The sequence below is a fragment of the Parafrankia sp. FMc2 genome (genome assembly GCF_041008525.1).
Taxonomy (GTDB): domain Bacteria; phylum Actinomycetota; class Actinomycetes; order Frankiales; family Frankiaceae; genus Parafrankia.
In genome coordinates this window covers 1-21,205 of record NZ_JBFLUG010000036.1, presented here as the reverse complement: position 1 = coordinate 21,205, position 21,205 = coordinate 1, and the positions used below count along the sequence as shown (strand labels likewise).

Annotated in this window: 18 protein-coding genes; all 18 read left to right on the top strand. The window is 73.0% G+C overall.

All coding sequences use genetic code 11. The features are described 5' to 3' along the window. Window positions 1–325: 325 nt before the first annotated feature. The 18 genes from AB1460_RS14950 to AB1460_RS14865 all read left to right on the top strand — a co-directional run bounded on the left by AB1460_RS14950 (window position 326) and on the right by AB1460_RS14865 (window position 20,547). Window positions 326–1,216 carry a MinD/ParA family ATP-binding protein gene (locus AB1460_RS14950; RefSeq protein ID WP_368961870.1) on the top strand — a complete coding sequence of 297 codons (891 nt, stop codon included), beginning with the start codon at window positions 326–328 and terminating at the stop codon, window positions 1,214–1,216. Between the two features lie 46 nt (window positions 1,217–1,262). Next, complete coding sequence (locus AB1460_RS14945) at window positions 1,263–2,324, top strand: SseB family protein (RefSeq protein ID WP_368961868.1); 1,062 nt, start codon at window positions 1,263–1,265, stop codon at window positions 2,322–2,324. A 513-nt stretch (window positions 2,325–2,837) separates the two neighbouring features. Next, a complete protein-coding gene (gene infC / locus AB1460_RS14940) occupies window positions 2,838–3,386 on the top strand; it encodes a translation initiation factor IF-3 (RefSeq protein ID WP_084131774.1) in 549 nt (182 codons plus the stop codon). A 115-nt stretch (window positions 3,387–3,501) separates the two neighbouring features. After that, the gene (rpmI, locus tag AB1460_RS14935) at window positions 3,502–3,696 is read left to right on the top strand and encodes a 50S ribosomal protein L35 (RefSeq protein WP_026310729.1); all 195 of its coding nucleotides are present in this window, start codon (window positions 3,502–3,504) and stop codon (window positions 3,694–3,696) included. A gap of 73 nt (window positions 3,697–3,769) precedes the next feature. Beyond that, on the top strand, window positions 3,770–4,150 hold the full coding sequence (gene rplT, locus AB1460_RS14930; protein WP_018635610.1) for a 50S ribosomal protein L20: 381 nt from the start codon (window positions 3,770–3,772) through the stop codon (window positions 4,148–4,150). Window positions 4,151–4,169: 19 nt separating this feature from the next. After that, on the top strand, window positions 4,170–5,099 hold the full coding sequence (locus AB1460_RS14925) for a TrmH family RNA methyltransferase (RefSeq protein ID WP_368961866.1): 930 nt from the start codon (window positions 4,170–4,172) through the stop codon (window positions 5,097–5,099). Next, window positions 5,096–6,433 (top strand): ATP-binding protein, encoded by a 1,338-nt coding sequence (locus AB1460_RS14920; RefSeq protein ID WP_420497271.1) that lies wholly within the window; start codon window positions 5,096–5,098, stop codon window positions 6,431–6,433. Before AB1460_RS14925 ends, AB1460_RS14920 begins: the two co-directional genes overlap by 4 nt. A gap of 122 nt (window positions 6,434–6,555) precedes the next feature. Further along, window positions 6,556–7,668 carry a phenylalanine--tRNA ligase subunit alpha gene (pheS, locus tag AB1460_RS14915; protein ID WP_420497270.1) on the top strand — a complete coding sequence of 371 codons (1,113 nt, stop codon included), beginning with the start codon at window positions 6,556–6,558 and terminating at the stop codon, window positions 7,666–7,668. Between the two features lie 16 nt (window positions 7,669–7,684). Next, entirely contained in the window at window positions 7,685–10,243 is a 2,559-nt protein-coding gene (locus AB1460_RS14910) for a phenylalanine--tRNA ligase subunit beta (protein WP_420497273.1), read from the top strand. Between the two features lie 371 nt (window positions 10,244–10,614). Then, a complete protein-coding gene (gene argC, locus AB1460_RS14905; RefSeq protein ID WP_368961862.1) occupies window positions 10,615–11,679 on the top strand; it encodes an N-acetyl-gamma-glutamyl-phosphate reductase in 1,065 nt (354 codons plus the stop codon). 82 nt (window positions 11,680–11,761) lie between these two features. Continuing rightward, window positions 11,762–12,922, top strand: coding sequence for a bifunctional glutamate N-acetyltransferase/amino-acid acetyltransferase ArgJ (gene argJ, locus AB1460_RS14900; protein ID WP_368961861.1), 1,161 nt, complete (start codon window positions 11,762–11,764; stop codon window positions 12,920–12,922). A 62-nt stretch (window positions 12,923–12,984) separates the two neighbouring features. Then, window positions 12,985–13,950 (top strand): acetylglutamate kinase, encoded by a 966-nt coding sequence (argB, locus tag AB1460_RS14895; RefSeq protein ID WP_368961859.1) that lies wholly within the window; start codon window positions 12,985–12,987, stop codon window positions 13,948–13,950. Continuing rightward, a complete protein-coding gene (locus tag AB1460_RS14890) occupies window positions 13,947–15,176 on the top strand; it encodes an acetylornithine transaminase (protein ID WP_368961858.1) in 1,230 nt (409 codons plus the stop codon). The genes argB and AB1460_RS14890 overlap by 4 nt, the downstream gene beginning before the upstream one ends. Then, a complete protein-coding gene (gene argF / locus AB1460_RS14885; RefSeq protein WP_368961857.1) occupies window positions 15,173–16,126 on the top strand; it encodes an ornithine carbamoyltransferase in 954 nt (317 codons plus the stop codon). The genes AB1460_RS14890 and argF overlap by 4 nt, the downstream gene beginning before the upstream one ends. Then, complete coding sequence (argR, locus tag AB1460_RS14880) at window positions 16,123–16,776, top strand: arginine repressor (protein WP_368961855.1); 654 nt, start codon at window positions 16,123–16,125, stop codon at window positions 16,774–16,776. The genes argF and argR overlap by 4 nt, the downstream gene beginning before the upstream one ends. A gap of 164 nt (window positions 16,777–16,940) precedes the next feature. Beyond that, complete coding sequence (locus AB1460_RS14875) at window positions 16,941–18,143, top strand: argininosuccinate synthase (RefSeq protein WP_368961854.1); 1,203 nt, start codon at window positions 16,941–16,943, stop codon at window positions 18,141–18,143. Beyond that, window positions 18,140–19,753 carry an argininosuccinate lyase gene (gene argH / locus AB1460_RS14870; RefSeq protein WP_368961853.1) on the top strand — a complete coding sequence of 538 codons (1,614 nt, stop codon included), beginning with the start codon at window positions 18,140–18,142 and terminating at the stop codon, window positions 19,751–19,753. The genes AB1460_RS14875 and argH overlap by 4 nt, the downstream gene beginning before the upstream one ends. Then, on the top strand, window positions 19,738–20,547 hold the full coding sequence (locus tag AB1460_RS14865) for a DNA-3-methyladenine glycosylase (RefSeq protein WP_368961851.1): 810 nt from the start codon (window positions 19,738–19,740) through the stop codon (window positions 20,545–20,547). The genes argH and AB1460_RS14865 overlap by 16 nt, the downstream gene beginning before the upstream one ends. Window positions 20,548–21,205 lie beyond the last annotated feature (658 nt).

Below are 21,205 nucleotides of genomic sequence, written 5' to 3'. Positions count from 1 at the left end.
GGCGCCCGTCGCTCCGGCACCTGCCGCGCCTGCCCGGCCGCAGGTGGCGGACGTGCCGCCTGGCGCCTCCGGGCCGGACCCGCGCCGGGGCGGTGGGTGGGTACCCGACGTTCCGGCGCCGAACCCGAACCCGAACGCGGCACCGGCCCTGGGCCCAGGGCCAGGACCGGACCCGGCCTCGGCTTCCGGCTGGGAGCACAGCGTCTCGTTCGGGTCGCTGCCAACCCACCCATCGCCCGCGGCTCGACCGCCAGCGTTGCCCGCGGGCGCCCCGACCACGGGCTATGCGGCCGTCCCGACAGGTTCGACCTCCCCGACTCCGACCGTGCCGACCGTGCCGGCGGGGCCGGCGGGGCCGGCCGAGCTGGTCGGGCCGGTCACGGCTCCCGGGCCGTCGGCTGTGGCGGTGCCCGGCCGGCTGCCGGTGCCCGCTCCGGCGGCGCTCCCCGTCGCCCGCAGTGACGTGGCGCCCGCCCGCCGCGTGCTGGTGGGAGGCTTCGGCGGGGGTGGCGGCCGCACGACGGTGGCCGCGGGCCTCGGCCTGGCGCTGGTGGCGCGCGGTCAGGCGCGGGTCGCCGCCGTCGACGCCTGCCCGGACCAGTACGGGATGCTGACCCAGCGGGTCGGACTGCGGGCGCGGGGGAGCGGGGTCCGTGAGCTGGTGACCGCCCGGCCACCGGTGGAGTCGCTGACCGATGTGCGGCGCTATCTGAGCGCCGACGGTCCTGGCGGGCTGGAGGTGCTCGGCGGGGTGCACGACCTCGCCGCTCCGGGCCTGACCGGGGAGGAGCTGGCGGCGGCGCTCGGCCTGCTCGCCCGCTGGTTCCGAGTCGTGATCGCGGACGGCCCGCCCGGGTGGAGCCAGCCGGTACCCGCAACCCTGCTCGCCCGCAGTGACCTGGTCGTTCTGGCGAGCCGTGCCGGGGAGGCCGACCTGGCGGCGGCGGACCACGCCCTCACCGCGCTGGCCGCGGCCGGGCGCGCCGACCTGCAGGCCTCCGCGGTGCTGGCGGTGGTGGAGACCTACCCGACCCGGCTCACCCGGACAGCCCGGCAGCGGCTGGACGATGTTGCCGCGCGGGTCCGCCATACGGTGACCGTCCCGTTCGACCCCGGGCTCACCGACGGCCGAGCCCTTGACTGGCAGCGTCTTCGCCGTCGAACCCGCGCGGCCTTCGAGGAACTGGCGGTCGCGGTGGATCCCCCCGACGGGTGACGGACGTCGTGCGAGGCCCTGACCGGAAGGCACTACAGTCGATGCGATGTCTCCTGACCTGCTGACGCCACCCGGGCAGGGTGATGACGGCCGCGCCGACTCCGCTCTGCTGGCGGCGCTGCGCTCGGGTGACCGATCGGCGCTCACCGCGGCGCTGCCGGGTGCGCGGGTTTTCGTCGGCGTCGAGGCGCGGTCGTTGGCGACCGATGTGGTGACCGGCGCGGACAAGCAGAGCGACATGGTTCTGGTAACCCTGCGTACACCATCCGGCTCCGGGGCGCTGCCTGTCTTCAGTGCGGTGGATGTGATGGCCGCCTGGCGCCCGTCCGTGCGCCCGGTCGCGGTGACGTTGCCGGACGCGTGCGCGGAAGCCGTCCGGATGGGCCTGGCGGCGGTGGTGATCGACCTGGGTGGGCCAGCTCCGGTCACGCTGGATGTCCGCCCGACCGCCGGGGAGGGCTCCGGGGGTGCCGGCTACCGGATCCCGCGGCCGTTCGGGCGTGGCGAGGGGATGTGGATCTCCTCCTCCGCGACGGACAGTGTCGGAGCCGCCCGTGGCCGAGGTGCGACCGGGGCGGTGGCGATGGCCGGAGCGGACGGCCTGGACGAGGTGGTCGTCGCGGACGACACGGGTGGTGGCCTGCTCCGTCCCCGCCCCGTGCCGCTGGGTGCCCGCGGGCGGCGGCGGATCCGGGCGGCGCTGGCCGGCCTGCCGGCGGCCACAGAGGTCTGGCCGGCGGAACTCGCGCCGCCGGCCGGGCGGGAACAGGCGGCACGCCCGGTGCTCGCCGTGGCGGTGAGCGGCACGGCCGCAGGTGCCGCGAGCAGTGCCGCGGCGGGCGCGGTGGACGGCGCGGTGGGCGGGGTCGACACGATGGACGGCGTCGACGAGGCGACCGCGGAGATCGTGCGGCGGTTGCGTCTGGTGATCGAGGCGCCCGTCGTTCGCGGGGCGGTAGCCGGGGCCGATGACGGTCAGGGTTCCGAGGAGATGGCGGCCGCGGTGCTCGTCGTCGACCCCACCGAGGTGCCGGCGGTACGGGCGCATCTGGGGCGGGGTGTCCGGCCGCCGCGACGCTTCGCACTGCGGCGGCCGGGGCCGCGGTAGTAGTCGCGTGTGGTCTCTGGCGGTGGGGGTGTGCCCGGCGTCGCGACTGTTCATGGGCTTGTCGCGGGTGCAGTCCCGGTGCGTCTGCCCGCCGGGCAGGCGGGTGAACGCCGGCCGTGGCACCGCGCCGGGCCGGGCCGACGTGCCGCCTGGCGCGGGCCCGACCGGCGCTGTTGATCGTCCCTTCCACGGAGCTCTGCTACGCTGGGCTGCAGACCACCTGGTGGCAGGTCGTAACGGCGTTCTCGGGTACGGTATGTCCCTTTCGGGGCATCGGGCCCGAGCGGCGTTCGGGCCGGTCACCAGGTCAAAGCGGGGGTTCGCCCTCCACCCGTTACCGCCGTCGGAGTAGATCCGGCCGGTCGCCAGCCCAGGCGGTTGGCGTGCGGTAGCCGGGTCGCCGGTCGGCCGAGCCGTTCCCACGGCATGTCGGCCGGGAGTCTGGGATGTCCCGGGCTTGGTGCTCCGCTGCGGTGAGGTCGTGCCCGCGCGTCGAGCCACGGAGGAAAGCACATCAGCACAGAGTCACGTATCAATGACCGGATCCGCGTCCCGGAGGTTCGCCTCGTCGGTGCGGAGGGTGAGCAGATCGGCATCGTCTCCATCGGCGAGGCCATGCGCTTGGCGCAGGAGGCTGACCTCGACCTCGTCGAGGTGGCGCCGACCGCCCGTCCGCCGGTCTGCAAGTTGATGGACTTTGGCAAGTTCAAGTACGAGTCCGACCAGAAGCGTCGCGAGGCTCGCAAGAACCAGGTCCAGACGGTCATCAAGGAGATGAAACTCCGACCGAAGATCGATCCGCACGACTACGAGACCAAGAAGGGTCACGTCGTGCGCTTCCTCAAGGCCGGCGACAAGGTCAAGATCACCATCATGTTCCGTGGCCGTGAGCAGTCACGGCCCGAGCTCGGCATCCGGTTGCTGCAGCGGCTGTCGACCGACGTCGCCGATCTCGGCTATGTCGAGGCCCAGCCCAAGCAGGACGGGCGGAACATGACAATGGTCATGGCCCCGCACAAGGGGGCCAAGCCGCAACGGCTGCCGGAGCCTGCCCAGGTCTAGGCCACGGCGCCGGACACGTCGAACGACGTGTCCGGCGGCACAGGTACCCAGCGGTACGGGTACCTGGAACAGGCGCGCCCAGGCGCGCACCCGCACTCACCACAGGGACACGATCATGCCCAAGATGAAGAGCCACACCGGGACCGGGAAGCGGTTCCGCGTCACCGGGACCGGCAAGGTGATGCGCAGGCGCGCCAACCGTGCCCACCTGCTCGAGCACAAGTCGAGCCGGCGCACCCGGCGGCTGTACGACGAGGTCGTGGTGAGCTCCGCGGACGATCGGCGCATCAAGCGCCTGCTGTCCCGCTGACAGCTCCGGCCCGGCAGCCGTCCTGGGCGGTGCGCGGGCCGGAGGCTAACGAACGAAGGAGACAGGTGCCCTCATGGCACGCGTGAAGCGGGCGGTCAACGCCCAGAAGAAGCGCCGCGAGGTCCTCGAGGCCGCCAGCGGCTACCGGGGTCAGCGGTCCCGGCTGTACCGCAAGGCCAAGGAGCAGATGCTCCATTCGATGACCTACTCCTACCGGGACCGTCGCGCGCGCAAGGGCGACTTCCGGCAGCTGTGGATCACTCGGATCAATGCCGCCGCCCGGGCGAACGGCATGACCTACAACCGGTTCGTCCAGGGCCTGCGCCTGGCCGGGGTCGAGGTCGACCGCAAGATCCTCGCCGATCTCGCCGTCAACGACGCGGCCGCCTTCGCGGCTCTCGTCGAGGTCGCGCGCGCCGCGCTGCCGGCGGCGGCCGAGACCTCGGCGGCCTGAGAGTCTCTGGCGCCGGCCGGTGACGTCACGCCGTCCGCAGGGCCACTCCGCGGGCCGGCCGGCATCCGCTGCCGGCCGGCGCCCCGGCGGCACGGGTGTCCGGCCCGCGGCAGCCTCTCCCGGACAGCCGGATGGCATCCGCTCCGCCCGGGTCGCCGCCGCCCGCCGGCTACGGCGCGTGGCGGCACGCCGCGACGAGGGCCTGTTCCTCGTCGAGGGCGCCCAGGCGGTCACCGCGGCACTGGTCGCCGGCGCCCTGGTGGAACTGTTCGTCGGTGAGTCGGCGGCCGTGCGGCACGCGGAGCTGATCGCCGGGACGGATGTCCCGGTCCGTCTCGTGACGGACGCGGCGGCGGCGGCGTTGTCGGAGACGGTGACGCCGCAGGGGCTGGTCGGTGTCGCCGAGCTTCCCGGGCACCGGCTCGCCGATCTGGGCAGGCCCCGGCTGGTCGCGATCTGCGAGGGTGCGAACGACCCGGGGAACGCCGGCACGGTGATCCGCTCGGCGGACGCGGCCGGTGCCGACGCCGTGGTCTTCGTCGGAGACAGTGTCGACCCGTTCGGCGGCAAGTGCGTCCGGGCCTCGGCCGGCAGCATCTTCCATCTGCCGGTGGTGGTGGCCGAGGACGCGCTCGCGGCCGTGGCGGCGGTGCGCGAGGCCGGGTGCCGGGTCCTCGCCACGTCCGGCCGTGCGGCCCGCGATCTCGACGACCTGGCGTCCGAGGGCATTCTCGCGGTGCCGACGGCCTGGATCTTCGGTAACGAGGCCCGGGGCCTCACGGCGCGGACGGTGGCGTCCGCGGACACGGCGGTGCGGGTGCCGGTGTACGGTCAGGCCGAGTCACTGAATCTTGCGGTTGCGTCGGCACTGTGCCTGTATGCGTCAGCGCGGGCGCAGCGGGTTGTGGGGTCCGCGACGTCCGGTGTCAGGGGAGGTGGGGCGCATTGACGCGCATCGTCGCGTCCACACCTGGGCACGCTGTCCCCGGGCATCCGGTACCGGAGCCCGTGGCGGCCCCGGGCCACTCGGTGACTCCGGAGCACGAGGCGACTCAGGGGCACGGCGGCCCGGGGAGCGAGCGCCCTGCCGGGCAGGACGGCGTCACCGTGCACCACGGCACACCTGACCACCACGGCACACCTGACCACGACGGCATACCTGAGAACGACGGCGCGACCGGGGCGCACGGCGCACCCGGAACCGGTGAGTCCGAGACCACGGAGGAGTCGGTGGACGTGCTTTCTCCGGCCACCCTCGACCTGCTGCCCGACCCGGTCGTCGTCACCGACGCCACCGGCACCGTGGAGATGTTCAATCTCGCCGCGTCGAAGGTGACGGGGCTGGCCGCCGGGCAGGCGGTGGGGCGGCACGTCACCGAGGTCATGCCTCTGCTCGACGAGCGGGGCAACGACTGGTGGGAGTGCTCACGGCCGAGTCGCGAGCTGCCGCGGGTGACCGGGCAGCCCGAGCGCCGGCTGACCTACGCCGGTCCCGTCGCCGATCACGACTTCAACGTCACCGCCCGTTTCACCCGGGCCGAGGGCGTTCTCGTCCGGGTCGCGGTCTGCCTGCGGGACACGGTGAGCAGGGAGCGGATCGAACGCAACCGGGCGGATCTCATCGCCACGGTCGCCCATGAGCTTCGCTCACCGCTGACCAGCGTGAAGGGGTTCACCGCCACGCTGCTCGCCCGGTGGGACCGGTTCACCGACGAGCAGAAGAAGCTCATGCTCAACACCGTCAACACCGACGCGGACCGGGTCACCCGGCTGCTCACCGAACTGTTGGACGTCTCCCGCATCGACGCCGGCCGGGTGCAGATCCGCAAGCAGATCGTCGACATGCGGGCGGCCGTCCGGCGTGTCGTCGAGGGAAAGATCGCAGCCGGCTCGGCCGCGGCGGAGCGGTTCGACGTCCGCATGGAGGGCGAGCTGCCCGAGATGTGGGTCGATCCCGACAAGATCGATCAGGTCCTCCACAACCTCATCGACAACGCGCTGCGCCACGGCGCGGGTACTGTGACCGTCGTGCTGAGCGGGACGCCGACAGGCGCCGAGGTGACGGTCACCGACGAGGGCGAGGGAGTTCCGGAGGCCAACGCCATCCGGGTGTTCGCCAAGTTCTGGCGCGGCGCGAGCCGCGGCAACGGCACGGGTCTCGGCCTCTACATCGCCAAGGCGCTCATCGAGTCGCACGGCGGCACGATTTCGGTCGGAAGAGCACCGCACGGCGGCGCGGAGTTCCGATTTTTCCTGCCCGCCGGTGGGCCCGTGTTCGGCTGAGACCACGTCTGGCTGCGGCCACGTGCGGCTGAGACCACGCGACGCATCACCGGCGGGCGCCCCGGGAGAACCGACCCAACCGTTCGGGCGGGCCATGCCGGCCCGCCCGCCCACCGATGAGGATGATCATCGTGCCCGCCCCCAACGAGACCGCTGATCCCGTGGATCTCGGTGCCCTGGAACCGGACCGGCTGGATCGTGACGTGGCCGCGGCGCTTGCCGCGATCGCCGCGGCGGACAGCCTGGACGCGCTGGCCGCGGTGCGCACCGCGAACGTGGACGGCCAGTCCGCGCCGCTGGCGCTTGCCCGCCGCGAGCTGGGCTCGCTCCCGCGCGAGCACCGCGCGCAGGCCGGTCGGGCGCACAACGCCGCGACCGGCACGGTTCGTGCCGCCTACGAGGCCCGGCTCGCGGAGCTCACCGAGCGTCGTGACGCCGAGATCCTCATCGCCGAGCGGGTGGACGTCACCCTGCCCGTGGACCGGCGCCGCCGCGGCGCGCGACACCCGCTGACGCTGCTCTCCGACCGGCTCACCGACGTCTTCGTGGCCATGGGCTACGAGGTCGCCGAAGGCCCTGAGGTCGAGCACGACTGGTTCAACTTCGAGGCGCTCAACATGGCGCCGGACCATCCCGCCCGCAGCGAGCACGACACGCTGTACGTCGCGCCGGAGGGGTCGGGTCGGCTGCTGCGCACGCACACCTCGCCGGTCCAGATCCGCTCGTTGCTGGCACGTCCGCTGCCGGTGTACGTGGTCTGCCCCGGGCGTACCTACCGCAACGACACGATCGACGCGACGCACTCCCCGGTGTTCGGGCAGCTCGAGTGCCTGGCCGTCGACGAGGGCATCACCATGGCCGACCTGCGCGGCACCCTGGAGGTGTTCGCCCGGGCGCTCTTCGGCTCGGGCCTGTCGACCCGGCTGCGGCCGTCGTTCTTCCCCTTCACCGAGCCGTCCGCGGAGCTCGACGTCCAGTGCTTCGCCTGCCATGGCGACGCCGGCCGCCAGCCCTGCCGGGTCTGCTCCGACGAGGGCTGGATCGAGGCCGGCGGCTGCGGCATGGTCGACCCGAACGTGCTGCGGGCCTGCGGGGTCGACCCCGACCGCTACAGCGGCTTCGCCTTCGGGATGGGCCTGGAACGTGCCGCGATGACCAGGCATGACGTGCGGGAGATCCGGGACTTCGTCGACGGCGACGTCCGGTTCGGCCTGCCGTTCGGAAGCGAGGGCTGACCCGGTGCGCATCGTGATGTCATGGCTGCGTGAGGTCGTGGGGCCGCTGCCGCCGGCGAAGGCCGTCGCCGAGGCGCTGATCCGGGCCGGTTTCGAGGTCGAGGGCCTGGAGACCGTCGGCTCCGATCTGGCGGGCGTGGTGGTCGGTGAGGTCGTGGCCATCGAGATCGTCACGACGAAGAAGAAGGACGTCCGCTGGTGCCAGGTCCGGGTCGCCGAGCTCGACGACCCCGCGGCCGGCGGCGCGGCGGCGGTGCCCGGGGTCCGCGGAGTCATCTGCGGCGCGTTCAACTTCGAGGTCGGCGACAGGGTGCCGGTGGCACTGCCCGGCGCCGTGCTGCCCGGTGGGTTCGAGATCACTGCACGCAGGACGTACGGTCACCTCAGCGAGGGGATGATCTGCTCGGCGCGCGAGCTCGGGCTGGGCGACGACCACGGCGGCATCCTCGTGCTGCCGCCGGACACCCCGATCGGGGCGGACGTCAACGAGCTGCTGGATGTCGGTGACGAGGTCCTCGACATCGCCGTCACCCCGGACCGCGGCTACGGCCTGTCCGTGCGGGGCATCGCCCGCGAGGCGGCGACCGCCTTCGGGCTGCCCTTCGACGACCCCGGCCGGGGGGACACCCCGCCGGCCGGCGCCGGCTACCCGGTACGGGTGGAGGACACCGCCGCCTGCGACCGGTACGTCGCGCGGACCGTCAGCGGCGTCGACCCGGCTGCCCGGACGCCACTGAGCTGGGGCCGCCGCCTCTCGCTGGCCGGGATGCGCCCGATCTCCGTACCGGTCGACGTGACCAACATCGTGATGGTGGGCCTCGGCCAGCCGCTGCACGCCTTCGACCGCGCCAAGCTGTCCGGCACCATCGTCGTGCGGCGAGCCCGGGCGGGGGAGCGCCTGGTCACCCTCGACGGGGTGGACCGTGTTCTCGACCCCGAGGACCTGGTCATCGCCGACGACTCCGGCCCGGTCGCGCTGGCCGGGGTGATGGGCGGCGCCGCGACGGAGATCTCCGCGGCGACCACCGACATCGTGCTGGAGTCGGCCCACTTCGACCCGATCACGGTCGCCCGGACCGCACGTCGGCACCGGCTGAGCTCCGAGGCGTCCCGGCGCTTCGAGCGGGGGGTCGATCCGGCGCTCGCGCCGGTCGCCGCCCAGCGGGCCGTCGATCTGCTGGTCGAACTGGCGCGGGCCGCTGCCGAGCCCGGGGCCACCGACATCGATCACCGGCCGCCGGCGGTGACGGTCCTGTTCCCGCTGGGCGAGCCCGAGCGGCTCGCGGGACGTCCCTACCCGGTGGAGGTGATCCGGCGTCGGCTCGCCGACGTGGGCGCCTCCGTCGTCGACGCGCCCGGCCTCGCCGACTCGTCGGATCCGGAGCCGTCCGGCCCCGCCGGCGCGTCGAGGCATCCCGGTGCGCCGGGGGCGGTGCTGGTCACGGTGCCGTCCTGGCGGCCGGACCTGGCGCGTCCCGCGGATCTCGTCGAGGAGGTGGTGCGGCTGGAGGGGTACGACACGATCCCGGTGACCCTGCCGCTGCTGCCGGCTGGGCGGGGTCTGACGGAGCCGCAGCGGATGCGGCGCGCGGTCGGGCGGGCACTCGCCGCCGACGGCTACGTCGAGGTGCTGACGCTGCCGTTCGTCGCCGAGGATGCCGCCGACCTGCTGAGCCTGCCCGCGGGTGACGAGCGTCGGGCCGCCGTCCAGGTCGCCAACCCGATCGCTCAGGACGCCTCGTACCTGCGCACCACCCTGCTGTCGGGGCTGATCGCGGCGGCCGGTCGCAACCTCGGGCGCGGCCAGGCGGATCTGGCCCTGTTCGAATGCGGGCTGGTCTTCCGCGAACTGGCGACCGTCCCGGCCGCGGCGGTGACCCCGCCGGTCGACCGCCGCCCCAGCGAGGCGGAGATCCACGCGCTGGATGGTGCGCTGCCCGTCCAGCCGCGGCAGGTCGCAACGGTCCTGACCGGCCGGCGTGAACCAGCCGGCTGGTGGGGGCCGGGCCGCGCGGCCGACTGGAGTGACGCCCTGGCCGGCGCGCACAGCGTCGCGGCCGCGCTCGGCGTGGAGCTCACCGTCGGGGCCGGGAGCGCGATGCCCTGGCATCCGGGCCGCTGCGCCGAGCTGTCGATCGACGGCCGGGTCGTCGGGCACGCGGGGGAGCTGCACCCGCGCGTCCTCGGCGCCACCGGGCTGCCACCCCGGTCGTGCGCCATGGAACTCGACCTCGACGCGCTTGTCGCCGCCGCGCTGGAACGGCCGGCGGTGACCGCTCCGGCGATCTCCACCTTCCCGCCCGCTGATCGCGATGTCGCCCTGGTGACCGGAACCGACGTGCCCGTCGCCGCGGTGACCGGGGCACTGCGGGCCGGTGCCGGGGAGCTGCTGGAGTCGCTGTCGCTCTTCGACGTCTACGAGGGCGACCAGGTCGGGCCCGAACGCCGTTCGCTCGCCTTCGGGCTCCGCCTCCGTGCCGCGGACCGCACGCTGACGGCTGCGGAGGCCAACGAGGTCCGGGACGCGGCGGTGGCCGAGGCCGCCAGCCGCACGGGAGCGGTGCTGCGCGGCTGAGAGTGAGTCGCGGCCCGGCACGGCCGGCGGCGCGGGGCGGAGGAGATCGGGGTGGGTGCCTGCAGAGGCGCCCACCCCGACCCGTTTCCGCTCCGGGACGACGTTGTCCTGGAGTGGTGTTTATCTGAGTCTGCCCGGTGCGTCCCGCCCTGTCATTTACTTTGGAGTAACAAGTCGGTAACGGTCGGCGCTTCCGCCGGCGTGCGCACGACGGCTGGCCGGCATCCGGCCGGTCGGTCATCCGGCATCCGGCGCGGGCTGGCCGACCTCCGATCGTCGTGGCGCGATCGCCCGTGGCCGCTCTCGGTGTTTCCCGGGTTCGCGACCAGGGGCTTGAATCTTCATAGGGGTCTGTGTATAAATTCTCAGTCATGGGTGTGACTGCGGCGGTGGCGGGCGCTAGCGGGTACGGCGGCGGGGAGCTGCTCCGGCTGCTGCTCGGCCATCCCGGTATCGAGATCGGTGATCTGGCGGCGAACACGTCCGCCGGGGTGGCGGTGACGGATGTCCATCCCCACCTTCCCGATCTTGAGGGGCGCGTCTTCGTCGATACGGAGGCGCTGGCCCAGACCAGCGCCGACATCGTGTTCCTCGCACTCCCGCACGGGCAGTCGGCCGCGGTCGCGGCGACGCTGCCGGCCGGGATTCGGGTCGTCGACCTCGGTGCTGATCACCGCCTGCACGACCCGCGGGCCTGGCAGCGGGCCTACGGCGGCGAGCACGCCGGCACCTGGACCTACGGGATGCCGGAGCTACCCGGGGCTCGGGAGGAGATCCGGGTCAGCAACCGGGTCGCCGCACCCGGCTGCTACCCGACAGCGGTCAGCCTCGCGCTTGTGCCGCTCGTCGCGGCCGGTGCCGTCGACCCGTCCGACCTCGTGGTCGTCGCCGCGAGCGGAACGTCCGGAGCGGGCCGGTCGGCGAAGACCAACCTCCTCGGCAGCGAGGTCATGGGCGACCTGACCGCGTACAAGGTCGGTAGCCACCAGCACCGACCCGAGATCGTCCAGACGCTCAACCGGTACGCGGGCTCCCCGGTCTCGATGTCCTTCACGCCGGTGCTGGCGCCGATGCCACGCGGCATCCTGGCCACCTGCACCGCCCGACCGTCCGCCGAGATCGTGTCCGGCGACGACCTGGGGACCGGGCTCGGTGCGGACGCCGAGACGATCACCGGCATCCTGCGAGCCTTCTACGACGGCGAGCCGTTCGTGCGGGTACTGCCCGCCGGCCGCTGGCCGCGCACCTCGTCGACCCTGGGCAGCAACTGTGTGCACCTGCAGGCGACGGTGGACGCCGAGGCCGGCCGGGTCGTCGTCGTGGCCGCCATCGACAACCTCACGAAGGGGGCCGCCGGCCAGGCGGTCCAGTGCGCCAACCTCATGCTCGGCCAGCCGGAGACCACCGGTCTCAGCGCCCAGGGCATGGCGCCGTGACAGCCGTGGCCGTGGGCACCGCCTCACTGCCCTCGCCCGTCAGGGCCGCCGGGCCGGCGGCGCACGGGGAAGGAGACCAGGAATGAGCGTCACCGCCGCCCAGGGCTTTCGGGCTGCCGGCGTCGCAGCCGGGCTGAAGCCGTCCGGGCGCCCGGACGTCGCGCTCGTCGTCAACGACGGTCCCGATGCTGCCGCCGCGGGAGTGTTCACCCGTAACCGGGTCCAGGCGGCGCCCGTGCTGTGGACCCGCCAGGTGCTGACCGACGGGCGCCTGCGGGCGGTCGTGCTCAACTCCGGCGGCGCGAACGCCTGCACCGGTCCGGCCGGCTTCGCCGACACCCACGCCACCGCCGAGCATGTCGCCGCGGCCCTGGGCGTCGGTGCGGGTGAGGTCGCGGTCTGTTCGACCGGTCTGATCGGCGTCCGTCTGCCGATGGACCAGCTGCTCCCCGGGGTCACCCGGGCTGCGGGCGAGCTGTCCGCCACGGGTGGGGGCCTCGCAGCCGAGGCGATCCGCACCACGGACACCGTGTCCAAACAGGCCGTCCGGACCAGCTCAGGGGGCGGGGTCGTCACGGTCGGCGGCATGGGCAAGGGTGCGGCGATGCTGGCGCCGTCCCTGGCGACGATGCTCGTGGTCGTCACCACCGACGCCGTCGCCGACGCGGCGACGCTCGACCGGGTCCTCCGCGAGGCCTGCCGGACGACGTTCGAGCGCGTCGACTCCGACGGCTGCCTGTCGACGAACGACACGGTGCTGCTGCTCGCCTCGGGCGCATCCGGGCAGAGCCTGCCGGAGGCCGAGCTGACCGGGCTGGTCACCGCCGTCTGCGACGACCTGGCCGGCCAGATGCTCGGCGACGCGGAGGGCTCCACCAAGACCATCTCGATCACGGTGACCGGAGCGGCCTCCGAGCCGGATGCGCTCGAGGTAGGGCGTGCGATCGCGCGGAACAACCTGCTCAAGTGCGCGCTCTACGGCAAGGACCCGAACTGGGGCCGGGTCCTCGCGGCGATCGGCACCACGGCCGCCGCCTTCGAACCCGACCAGCTGGACGTCAGCATGAACGGCATCCAGGTGTGCCGGGCGGGCGCCCCGGGCGACTCCCGGGACCTGGTCGACCTCTCCGGCCGGGAGATCAGCATCGTCGCGGACCTGCACGCGGGTGACGCCGAGCTGACGGTCCGGACGAACGACCTCACGGATGGTTACGTCTACGAGAACTCGGCGTACTCGACGTGAGCGCCGACCTGAACGCGGACCTCTCTGCCGGAGCGGCTTCCCCGGCGACCGGGACCGTCCCGATGACTCGTGGTGCGGCGGCGCGGGCCCGCCGGCACGCCGCCCTGACCAAGACGACCGTGCTGATCGAGGCGCTTCCCTGGCTGTCCCGCTTCCACGGCGCGACCATGGTGATCAAGTACGGCGGGAACGCGATGACCCGCCCGGAGCTGCGGGAGGCCTTCGCGGCGGACATCGTCTTCCTGCGCTACGCCGGGATCCGGGTCGTGGTCGTGCACGGCGGCGGCCCTCAGATCACCGCACATCTCGAGCGGCTGGGCGTCGCCTCGACCTTCGTCGGCGGTCTCCGCGTGACCACGCCGGAGACCATGGACGTGGTCCGGATGGTGCTCGTCGGCCAGGTCAACCGGGACGTTGTCGGGTTGATCAACAACCACGGCCCGTTCGCTGTCGGCCTGTCGGGTGAGGACGCGAACCTGTTCACCGCCCGCCGCCGGCCCGCGCTGGTCAACGGCGAGGAGGTGGACGTCGGCCTCGTCGGCGACGTGGTCAGGGTTCAGCCGGAGACCGTGAACGCCCTGCTCGACTCGGGCAAGGTGCCGGTCGTCGCCTCGGTGGCACGCGGTCTGGACGGCGGCGTCTACAACGTCAACGCGGACACCGCGGCCGCGGTGCTGGCCCTGGCGCTGGGCGCGACGAAGCTTGTCGTGCTCACCGACGTCGAGGGTCTCTACGCGGACTGGCCGGCGAGCGACGAAGTGATCAGCGAGCTGACCGTCGGCGAGCTGGAGCGGCTCCTGCCGTCCCTCTCATCAGGCATGATCCCGAAAATGGAGGCCTGCCTGCGCGCCGTTGCGGGCGGCGTGCCGCAGGCCCACGTGCTCGACGGGCGGGTCCCCCACGCGGTGCTGCTGGAGGTCTTCACCGACGAGGGCATCGGCACCCTGATCCGACCCGACCGGCCGGCCGGGCAGCCGTCAGGCGCCGGCGACCCGGGAGCGGCGGACATCATCGGAGGAGAAACGTGAACGCCGACCTGCTCGACCGTCGCGACGCCGTCGTCATGGCGACCTACGGCCGCCCGTCGATCGCGCTGACCCGTGGGGCCGGCGCCCATGTGTGGGACGCCGACGGTCGGGAGTACGTCGACCTGATCGCGGGCGTCGCGGTGAGCGTTCTCGGCCACTGTCACCCGGCGGTGCGGGCCGCGGTCGTCGCCCAGCTCGACACCCTGGGCCACACGTCGAACCTGTACGTGAACACCCCCCAGGTCCTGTTGGCCGAGCGGCTGATCGAGCTGCTCGGCGTCGACGGGCGGGCCTTCTTCTGCAACTCGGGCGCCGAGGCGAACGAGACCGCCATCAAGATCAGCCGTCGGACCGGCCGGTCCGAGATCATCGCGGCCGAGGGTGCCTTTCACGGCCGGACCATGGGTGCCCTGTCGATCACCGGCCAGGCCGGGAAGCGGGCCCCCTTCGAGCCGCTGCTGCCCGGCGTGCGCTTCGTGCCGTACGGGGATGCGCAGGCTTTGGCCGCGGCGGTCAGCGAGCGCACCGCGGCGGTCTTCCTGGAGCCCACGTTGGGTGAGGCCGGCGTGGTCCCACCCCCGGCCGGATATCTCGCCGCGGCCCGTGCCGCCTGTGACGCGCATGGAGCGTTGCTGGTGTTCGACGAGGTCCAGAGCGGCATCGGGCGTACCGGCGCCTGGTTCGCGCACCAGACCGCCGGTGTCGTGCCGGATGTGATCACCCTTGCCAAGGGGCTGGGCGGCGGGCTGCCGATCGGTGTCTGCATCGGCATCGGGCCGGCCGGTCACCTGCTACGCCCCGGCGACCACGGCAGCACCTTCGGGGGCGGCCCGGTCGTGTGCGCCGCCGCCCTCGCCGTTCTGGACACGATCGCCGCCGAGGGCCTGCTCGACCACGCGGTCGCGCTGGGCGGGACGCTGCGGGACGGGATCCTCACCGCCGGTGCTCCCGGCGTCACCGGGGTCCGCGGCTCCGGGCTGTGGCTCGCGATCGAGCTGGGCGGCCCGTACGCCGGCGAGCTGGAGGCTGCTGCACGCGAGGCGGGCTTCCTGGTGAACGCGGTCTCCGCGGACTCGGTCCGGCTCGCGCCGCCCCTGGTGCTCACCACCGCGGACGTCGACGCCTTCGTCTCGGCACTGCCGGGTCTCACCGCGCAGGTCCTGGCAGCTCGGGCCGGCGACGAAGACGGTGGTAAGCAGGGCAGAAGCTCTAAGGTCAGCGCATGACGGCTCGACACTTCCTGCTCGACACGGACCTGACCTCGTCCGAGCAGGCCGCCCTGCTCGACCTCGCCGACCAGCTCAAGGCGACGCGCCGCCAGCGTGGGTCGGGCCCGCGCCCCCTCGATGGCCGGTCGGTGGCACTGATCTTCGAGAAGCCGTCCACCCGGACCAGGCTTTCGTTCGACGTGGCGGTCGCCGAACTCGGCGGCCACCCGATCGTGATCGACTCCGCCTCGACCCAGCTGGGGCGCGGGGAGACGATCGAGGACACGGCCGCGGTGCTGAGCCGCTATGTCGACGCCATCGTGATCCGGACCTTCGAGCAGAGTCGAGTCGAGCGGATGGCGGCCGCGGCCACCGTTCCGGTCGTCAACGCACTGTCCGACCACGCGCATCCCTGCCAGGCGCTGGCCGATCTGCAGACCATCCGTGAACTGCGCGGCCGGCTCGCCGGTCTGACCCTCGCCTACCTCGGCGACGGCAACAACGTCGCGCACTCGCTGATGCTCGCGGGTGCCCTCGCCGGGATGCGCATCCATGTCGCCTCGCCGCCCGGCTACGAGCCGATCGGCCAGGTGGTTCGGCAGGCGAACGAGATCGGCGCGGTCACCGGCGGCGAGGCGCTGGTGATGCACAACGCGCACGAGGCCGCCGCCGACGCCGACGTGCTCTACACCGACGTCTGGGCCTCGATGGGTCAGGACGGCGAGTCCGAGACCCGGGCACTGGTCTTCCAGCCGTACCGCCTCGACGAGAAGGCCGTCGAGGCGGCCCGGCCGGACGCGATCGTCATGCACTGCCTCCCCGCCCACCGCGACGTCGAGATCTCCGCCGGCGTGCTCGACGGCCCCCGCTCGGTGGTCTTCGACCAGGCGGAGAACCGGCTCCACGCCCAGAAGGCGCTGCTGTCGTTCCTGCTCGGCGAGTCCGCGGCAGGTGTCGGTTCCCGATGACCATCCGCGCGGCCGCCCCGCTGACGAAACACGCCCGGCAGGCGCGTCTCGCGGCGCTGATCGCAGCCGGGTCGGTACGTTCACAGGCGGAGCTGGCGCGTCTGCTCTCCGCCGAGGGCGTGCAGGTCACCCAGGCCACCCTGTCCCGGGATCTGGAGGACATCGGCGCCACCAAGGTTCGTGGGCCCGAAGGCGTGCTCATCTACACGGTGGACGTCAACCTGGCACCGGCGGAGACCGTGCGCATACCACTGGCCAGGCTCTGCGAGGAGCTCCTGGTCTCGGCGGAGGCCAACGGTGACCTCGTCGTGCTGCGCACCCCGCCGGGGGCCGCCCAGCTGTTCGCCTCCGCCCTCGACCGCGCCGCCCTGCCGGAGGTGATGGGGACGATCGCCGGCGACGACACGATCCTGGTCGTCTGCCGGGCGGTGCACGGTCCGCACGGCCCGTCGGTGGGCCCGCAGTTCGCCGGACGGCTGCTGTCGCTGGCCGACGGCCGGGCCCGGGACACGGCGGCCGCCGCACCGGCCACGCTGCCCGCGTCGGTGGGCCGGTGGCGTCTCGGCGGCACCTCGCCCCCGGCGGGAGACGACGAAACCACGGTGGCAGACAGGGGCGAGGCCGGAGATGGGACCGCGGACGAGTACTGAGCGCCCGAGGGTCGATCCAGGCGGGTCCGGCCACGGGGGCACGAGGCCGGTCACGGGGAGCCGGCGACGAGGGCTGGCCATGAGTGCCAGGCATGAGGCACCGAGCCCGAACACGGGCATGAACCACATGCGCGTATGAACTGCGTGGACTAAGGAGAGACCCTGTGACCGAACGCGTCGTGCTTGCCTACTCGGGCGGCCTCGACACGTCCGTGGCCATCGGCTGGATCGGAGCCGAGACGGGCGCCGAGGTGATCGCCCTGGCCGTCGACGTTGGCCAGGGCGGAGAGGACCTGGAGGCGATCCGCCAACGGGCATTCACCTGCGGCGCCGTCGAATCCATCGTCGTCGACGCCCGGGAGGAGTACGCGGCCGACTTCGTCGCGCCGGCCATCCGGTCGAACGCGCTGTACATGGACCGCTACCCGCTCATTTCCTCACTGTCCCGGCCGATCATCGTGAAGCATCTCGTCGAGGCTGCCCGGCAGCACGGCGCGGATGCGATCGCCCACGGCTGCACCGGCAAGGGCAACGACCAGGTCCGCTTCGAGGTCGGCGTGATGGCGCTGGCCCCCGGCCTGCGCGTGCTCGCCCCGGTGCGGGACTCCGGGATGACCCGGGACAAGGCGATCGCCTTCGCGGAGGAGCGCGGCCTGCCGATCGACGTCTCCAAGAAGTCGCCCTACTCGATCGACCAGAACCTGTGGGGCCGCACCGCCGAGTGCGGCATCCTCGAGGACCCGTGGGCGCAGCCGCCGGAGGACGTGTTCGTCTACACCGCGGACCCGACGGTCGCGCGCCCCGCGGACGAGGTCACGATCTCGTTCACCGACGGCCTGCCGACCGGCCTCGACGGGCGCCCGCTGTCCCTCGTCGAGCTCGTCGCCGAGCTCAACCGGCGGGGCGGGGCTCAGGGCGTCGGCCGGATCGACATGATCGAGGACCGGCTGGTCGGGATCAAGAGCCGCGAGATCTACGAGTGCCCGGCCGCGATCACGCTGCTGACCGCGCACCGGGACCTGGAGGACCTCACGCTGGAGCGGGACATCGCCCGCTTCAAGCGCGGCGTCGACCAGCGCTGGGCCGAGATCGTCTACGACGGCCTGTGGTACTCCCCGTTGCGGGCGGCCCTGGACGCGTTCGAGGAATCGTCCAGCGTCGGTGTCACCGGCGACGTGCGTATCCGCCTCGCCGGCGGGGTCGCACAGGTGGTCGGGCGTCGTAGCCCTGGCAGCCTCTACGACCACGCACTGGCCACCTACGACGCGGGCGACCAGTTCGACCAGAGTGACGCCCGCGGGTTCATCGAGCTGTGGGGGCTGCCCACGAAGGTCTGGGCGGCCAGAGAGCAGCGGCTGCAGCCATGACGTCGACCGGGTCGGTGGCGGCGGAGGACCGTCCGCCGTCCGACAAGGAGCAGGTACAGATGGATTCCAGGCAGGCCCAGGACGAGGCGGGTCAGCAGCAGGGCGGCACCGGCGCGACCGCGGCGCCGGGCGGAGCCGGGGCCGCGGAGCCGGACCGTGAGCGGGACGAGCTCGACTCCGGCCTCGGGTCCGCCAGCGCTGACGGGGCGCCGCCGTTGCGGCTGTGGGGTGGCCGGTTCGCCGGTGGCCCGGCCGAGGCGCTGGCCCGGCTGTCCGTCAGCGTGCAGTTCGACTGGCGGCTGGCCCCGTACGACCTGCTCGCCTCGCGTTCCCACGCCGGGGTGCTGCACCGAGCCGGGCTGCTCGACGCGGGCGAGCTCACCGCCATGCTCGGCGCGCTCGACGACCTGTCGGAGGCGGTCACCCAGGGCCGCTTCCGGCCGACCATCGAGGACGAGGACGTCCACACCGCCCTCGAACGGGGCCTGCTGGAACGGCTCGGCGCGCTCGGCGGCAAGCTGCGCGCCGGGCGGAGCCGTAACGACCAGGTCGCCACCGACCTGCGGCTGTACCTGCGCGACCACGCGCGGCAGGTCGCGGCGCGGCTCACCGAGCTGTCGACCGCGCTTGTCGTCCTGGCGGAGCAGCACGTCGACACCCCGGCACCGGGCATGACGCACCTGCAGCACGCCCAGCCGATCTCGTTTGCCCACCAGCTCCTGGCCCACGTGCACGCCTTCGCCCGGGATACCGAGCGGCTGCGGGACTGGGACCGGCGGGCGTCGGTGAGCGCGCTGGGCGCCGGTGCACTTGCCGGCTCGTCGCTGCCGCTCGACCCGGCCGGGGTGGCCGCTGAGCTCGGCTTCGACCGGGCGTTCGCGAACTCCCTGGACGCGGTCTCGGACCGCGACTTCGCGGCCGAGTTCCTCTTCGTGGCCGCCCTGGCGGGAGTGCACCTGTCCCGTCTCGGCGAGGAGATCGTCCTGTGGACGACCCGGGAGTTCGGCTGGGTCGAGCTCGACGACGCCTTCGCCACCGGCAGCTCGATCATGCCGCAGAAGAAGAACCCGGACATCGCGGAACTGGCCAGGGGCAAGTCGGGGCGGCTCATCGGGGCGCTCACCGGGTTGCTGACGACGCTCAAGGGCCTGCCGCTGGCGTACGACCGTGATCTGCAGGAGGACAAGGAGCCGGTCTTCGACGCCGTCGACACCCTCCTGGTCGTGCTGCCGGCGATGACCGGGATGGTCGCGACGATGCGGGTCCGCCGGGATCGGCTGGAGGCAGCCGCGCCTGACGGCTTCGCCCTCGCCACCGACGTCGCCGAGTACCTGGTCCGCAACGGGGTGGCGTTCCGGGAGGCGCACGAGGCGGTCGGCCAGCTGGTCGCCTGGTGCGTGGCGCACGAGGCGGACCTCGACGAGGTGTCCGACGACGACCTCGCGGTGATCAGCCCGCTGCTCACGCCGGACGTGCGGACCGTGCTCTCGGTGCGGGGCGCGCTGGAGGCCCGTTCCGCGCCGGGCGGGACGGCCCCGGAACGGGTCCGTGAGCAGATCCAGGCGCTGGGGCCGGTGCTGGACCGGGACCGGACATGGGCGGGGAGCTGAGCACCTCCCCTCAGGACCATCCTCGGGGGCCGCATGCCGACGGCGGCGGCCCCGCCGGGCCCGGCACCCACGGCGGACCACTGTCCGCCGCCCCGCCTCCGGGCGGGCTGCTGGACCGACACTTCTACGACCGGCCCGTGCTGGCCGTCGCCCGTGATCTTCTCGGGGCGACGGTTCGGCACGGGCCGGTCGCGTTGCGGGTGACCGAGGTCGAGGCCTACGGCGGGACTGACGACCCGGCCTCGCATGCGCGCCGCGGCCCGACGCCGCGCAGCCGCGTGATGTTCGGCCCGCCGGGACATGCCTACGTCTACTTCGTGTACGGCATGCACTGGTGTTTCAACGTCGTGTGCGGCCCGGAGGGCACGGCTGCGGCGGTTCTGATCCGGGCGGGGAGTGTCTGCCCGTCCCGGCTGGAGCGGGACATCACCGGCCGCGATGCGCCGGCCCGGTCGGGGTCCGCTGGCCGCGTGGACCTGCCGGGTGCGGCCGGCCCCGGGGCTCCCAGGATCGAGCCGAAGGTGGACGGCCCGCCGCCGTCCGGCCCCGGGCTGCGCCGGTGGGCCAGTGGTCCGGGCCGCTTCGCGCGGGCTCTCGGCGTCGACGGCGGGTACACCGGCGCGGATCTGACAGGCCCAGGGCCGCTCTCCATCCACCAGGGCACGCCGATCGACGACGCTGCGGTCGGGCAGGGACCACGGGTGGGTATCCGCGTCGGGACCGACCTTCCCTACCGCCTGTGGCTGCTGGGCGAGGCCTCGGTCAGCAGAGCCCGGCTCGTCCGCCCGCGGTAGCACCGACCCAGCCCTGAACATCGCGGCGAGGGGCGATGCGCGGCCGCCCGGACGGTGGCCGGCGATCTGGACCTCGATGGGACCCGCGGGCTCCGCGGCCTGGCGGTGGGGTGGGAGCCGACCGTCGATGGGGAGGGCCCGGAGCACCGCTCGGCCTTGCCTGGCCACTTCAGGCGACGGGCCGTTGGCCTGCGCGGACGCCGACTACAGACCCGCTCATCTGTTCGAGCGCAGAACCTCAAGCCTCCCATACCAGACAGCCCCGTCAAGCTCTCTCTGCGTTGCTGTGACATAGGTCACACTATCTAGGACCCGATTGATTTGACTGCCCCCGACATCCACCCGTAATGTTCTGTCTGTCAGCGAGACACGGCAGACACCGAACAGGGTGGCTCCACTCGGGACACGGGCCTAGCCGGAAGGTGAGGCCCACCGGGCCGGATCGCCCCCCCCTCAGGGGAGGATCGCGATGAACCGGACCGATCGAAGCAAATCGCCTGGATACGGCGTCTCGCGGCGCGGTTCCAGAACGCATCTGCTCCTTGAGAACTCAACAGCGTACCGAATAGTCAGTGCCATATTTTTTAACCCCCGTCCATGGCCAGGGCTTGTGTGTTCTGGTGATGGTAGGGAAATTCCTTTGGCAATGATAGACGAT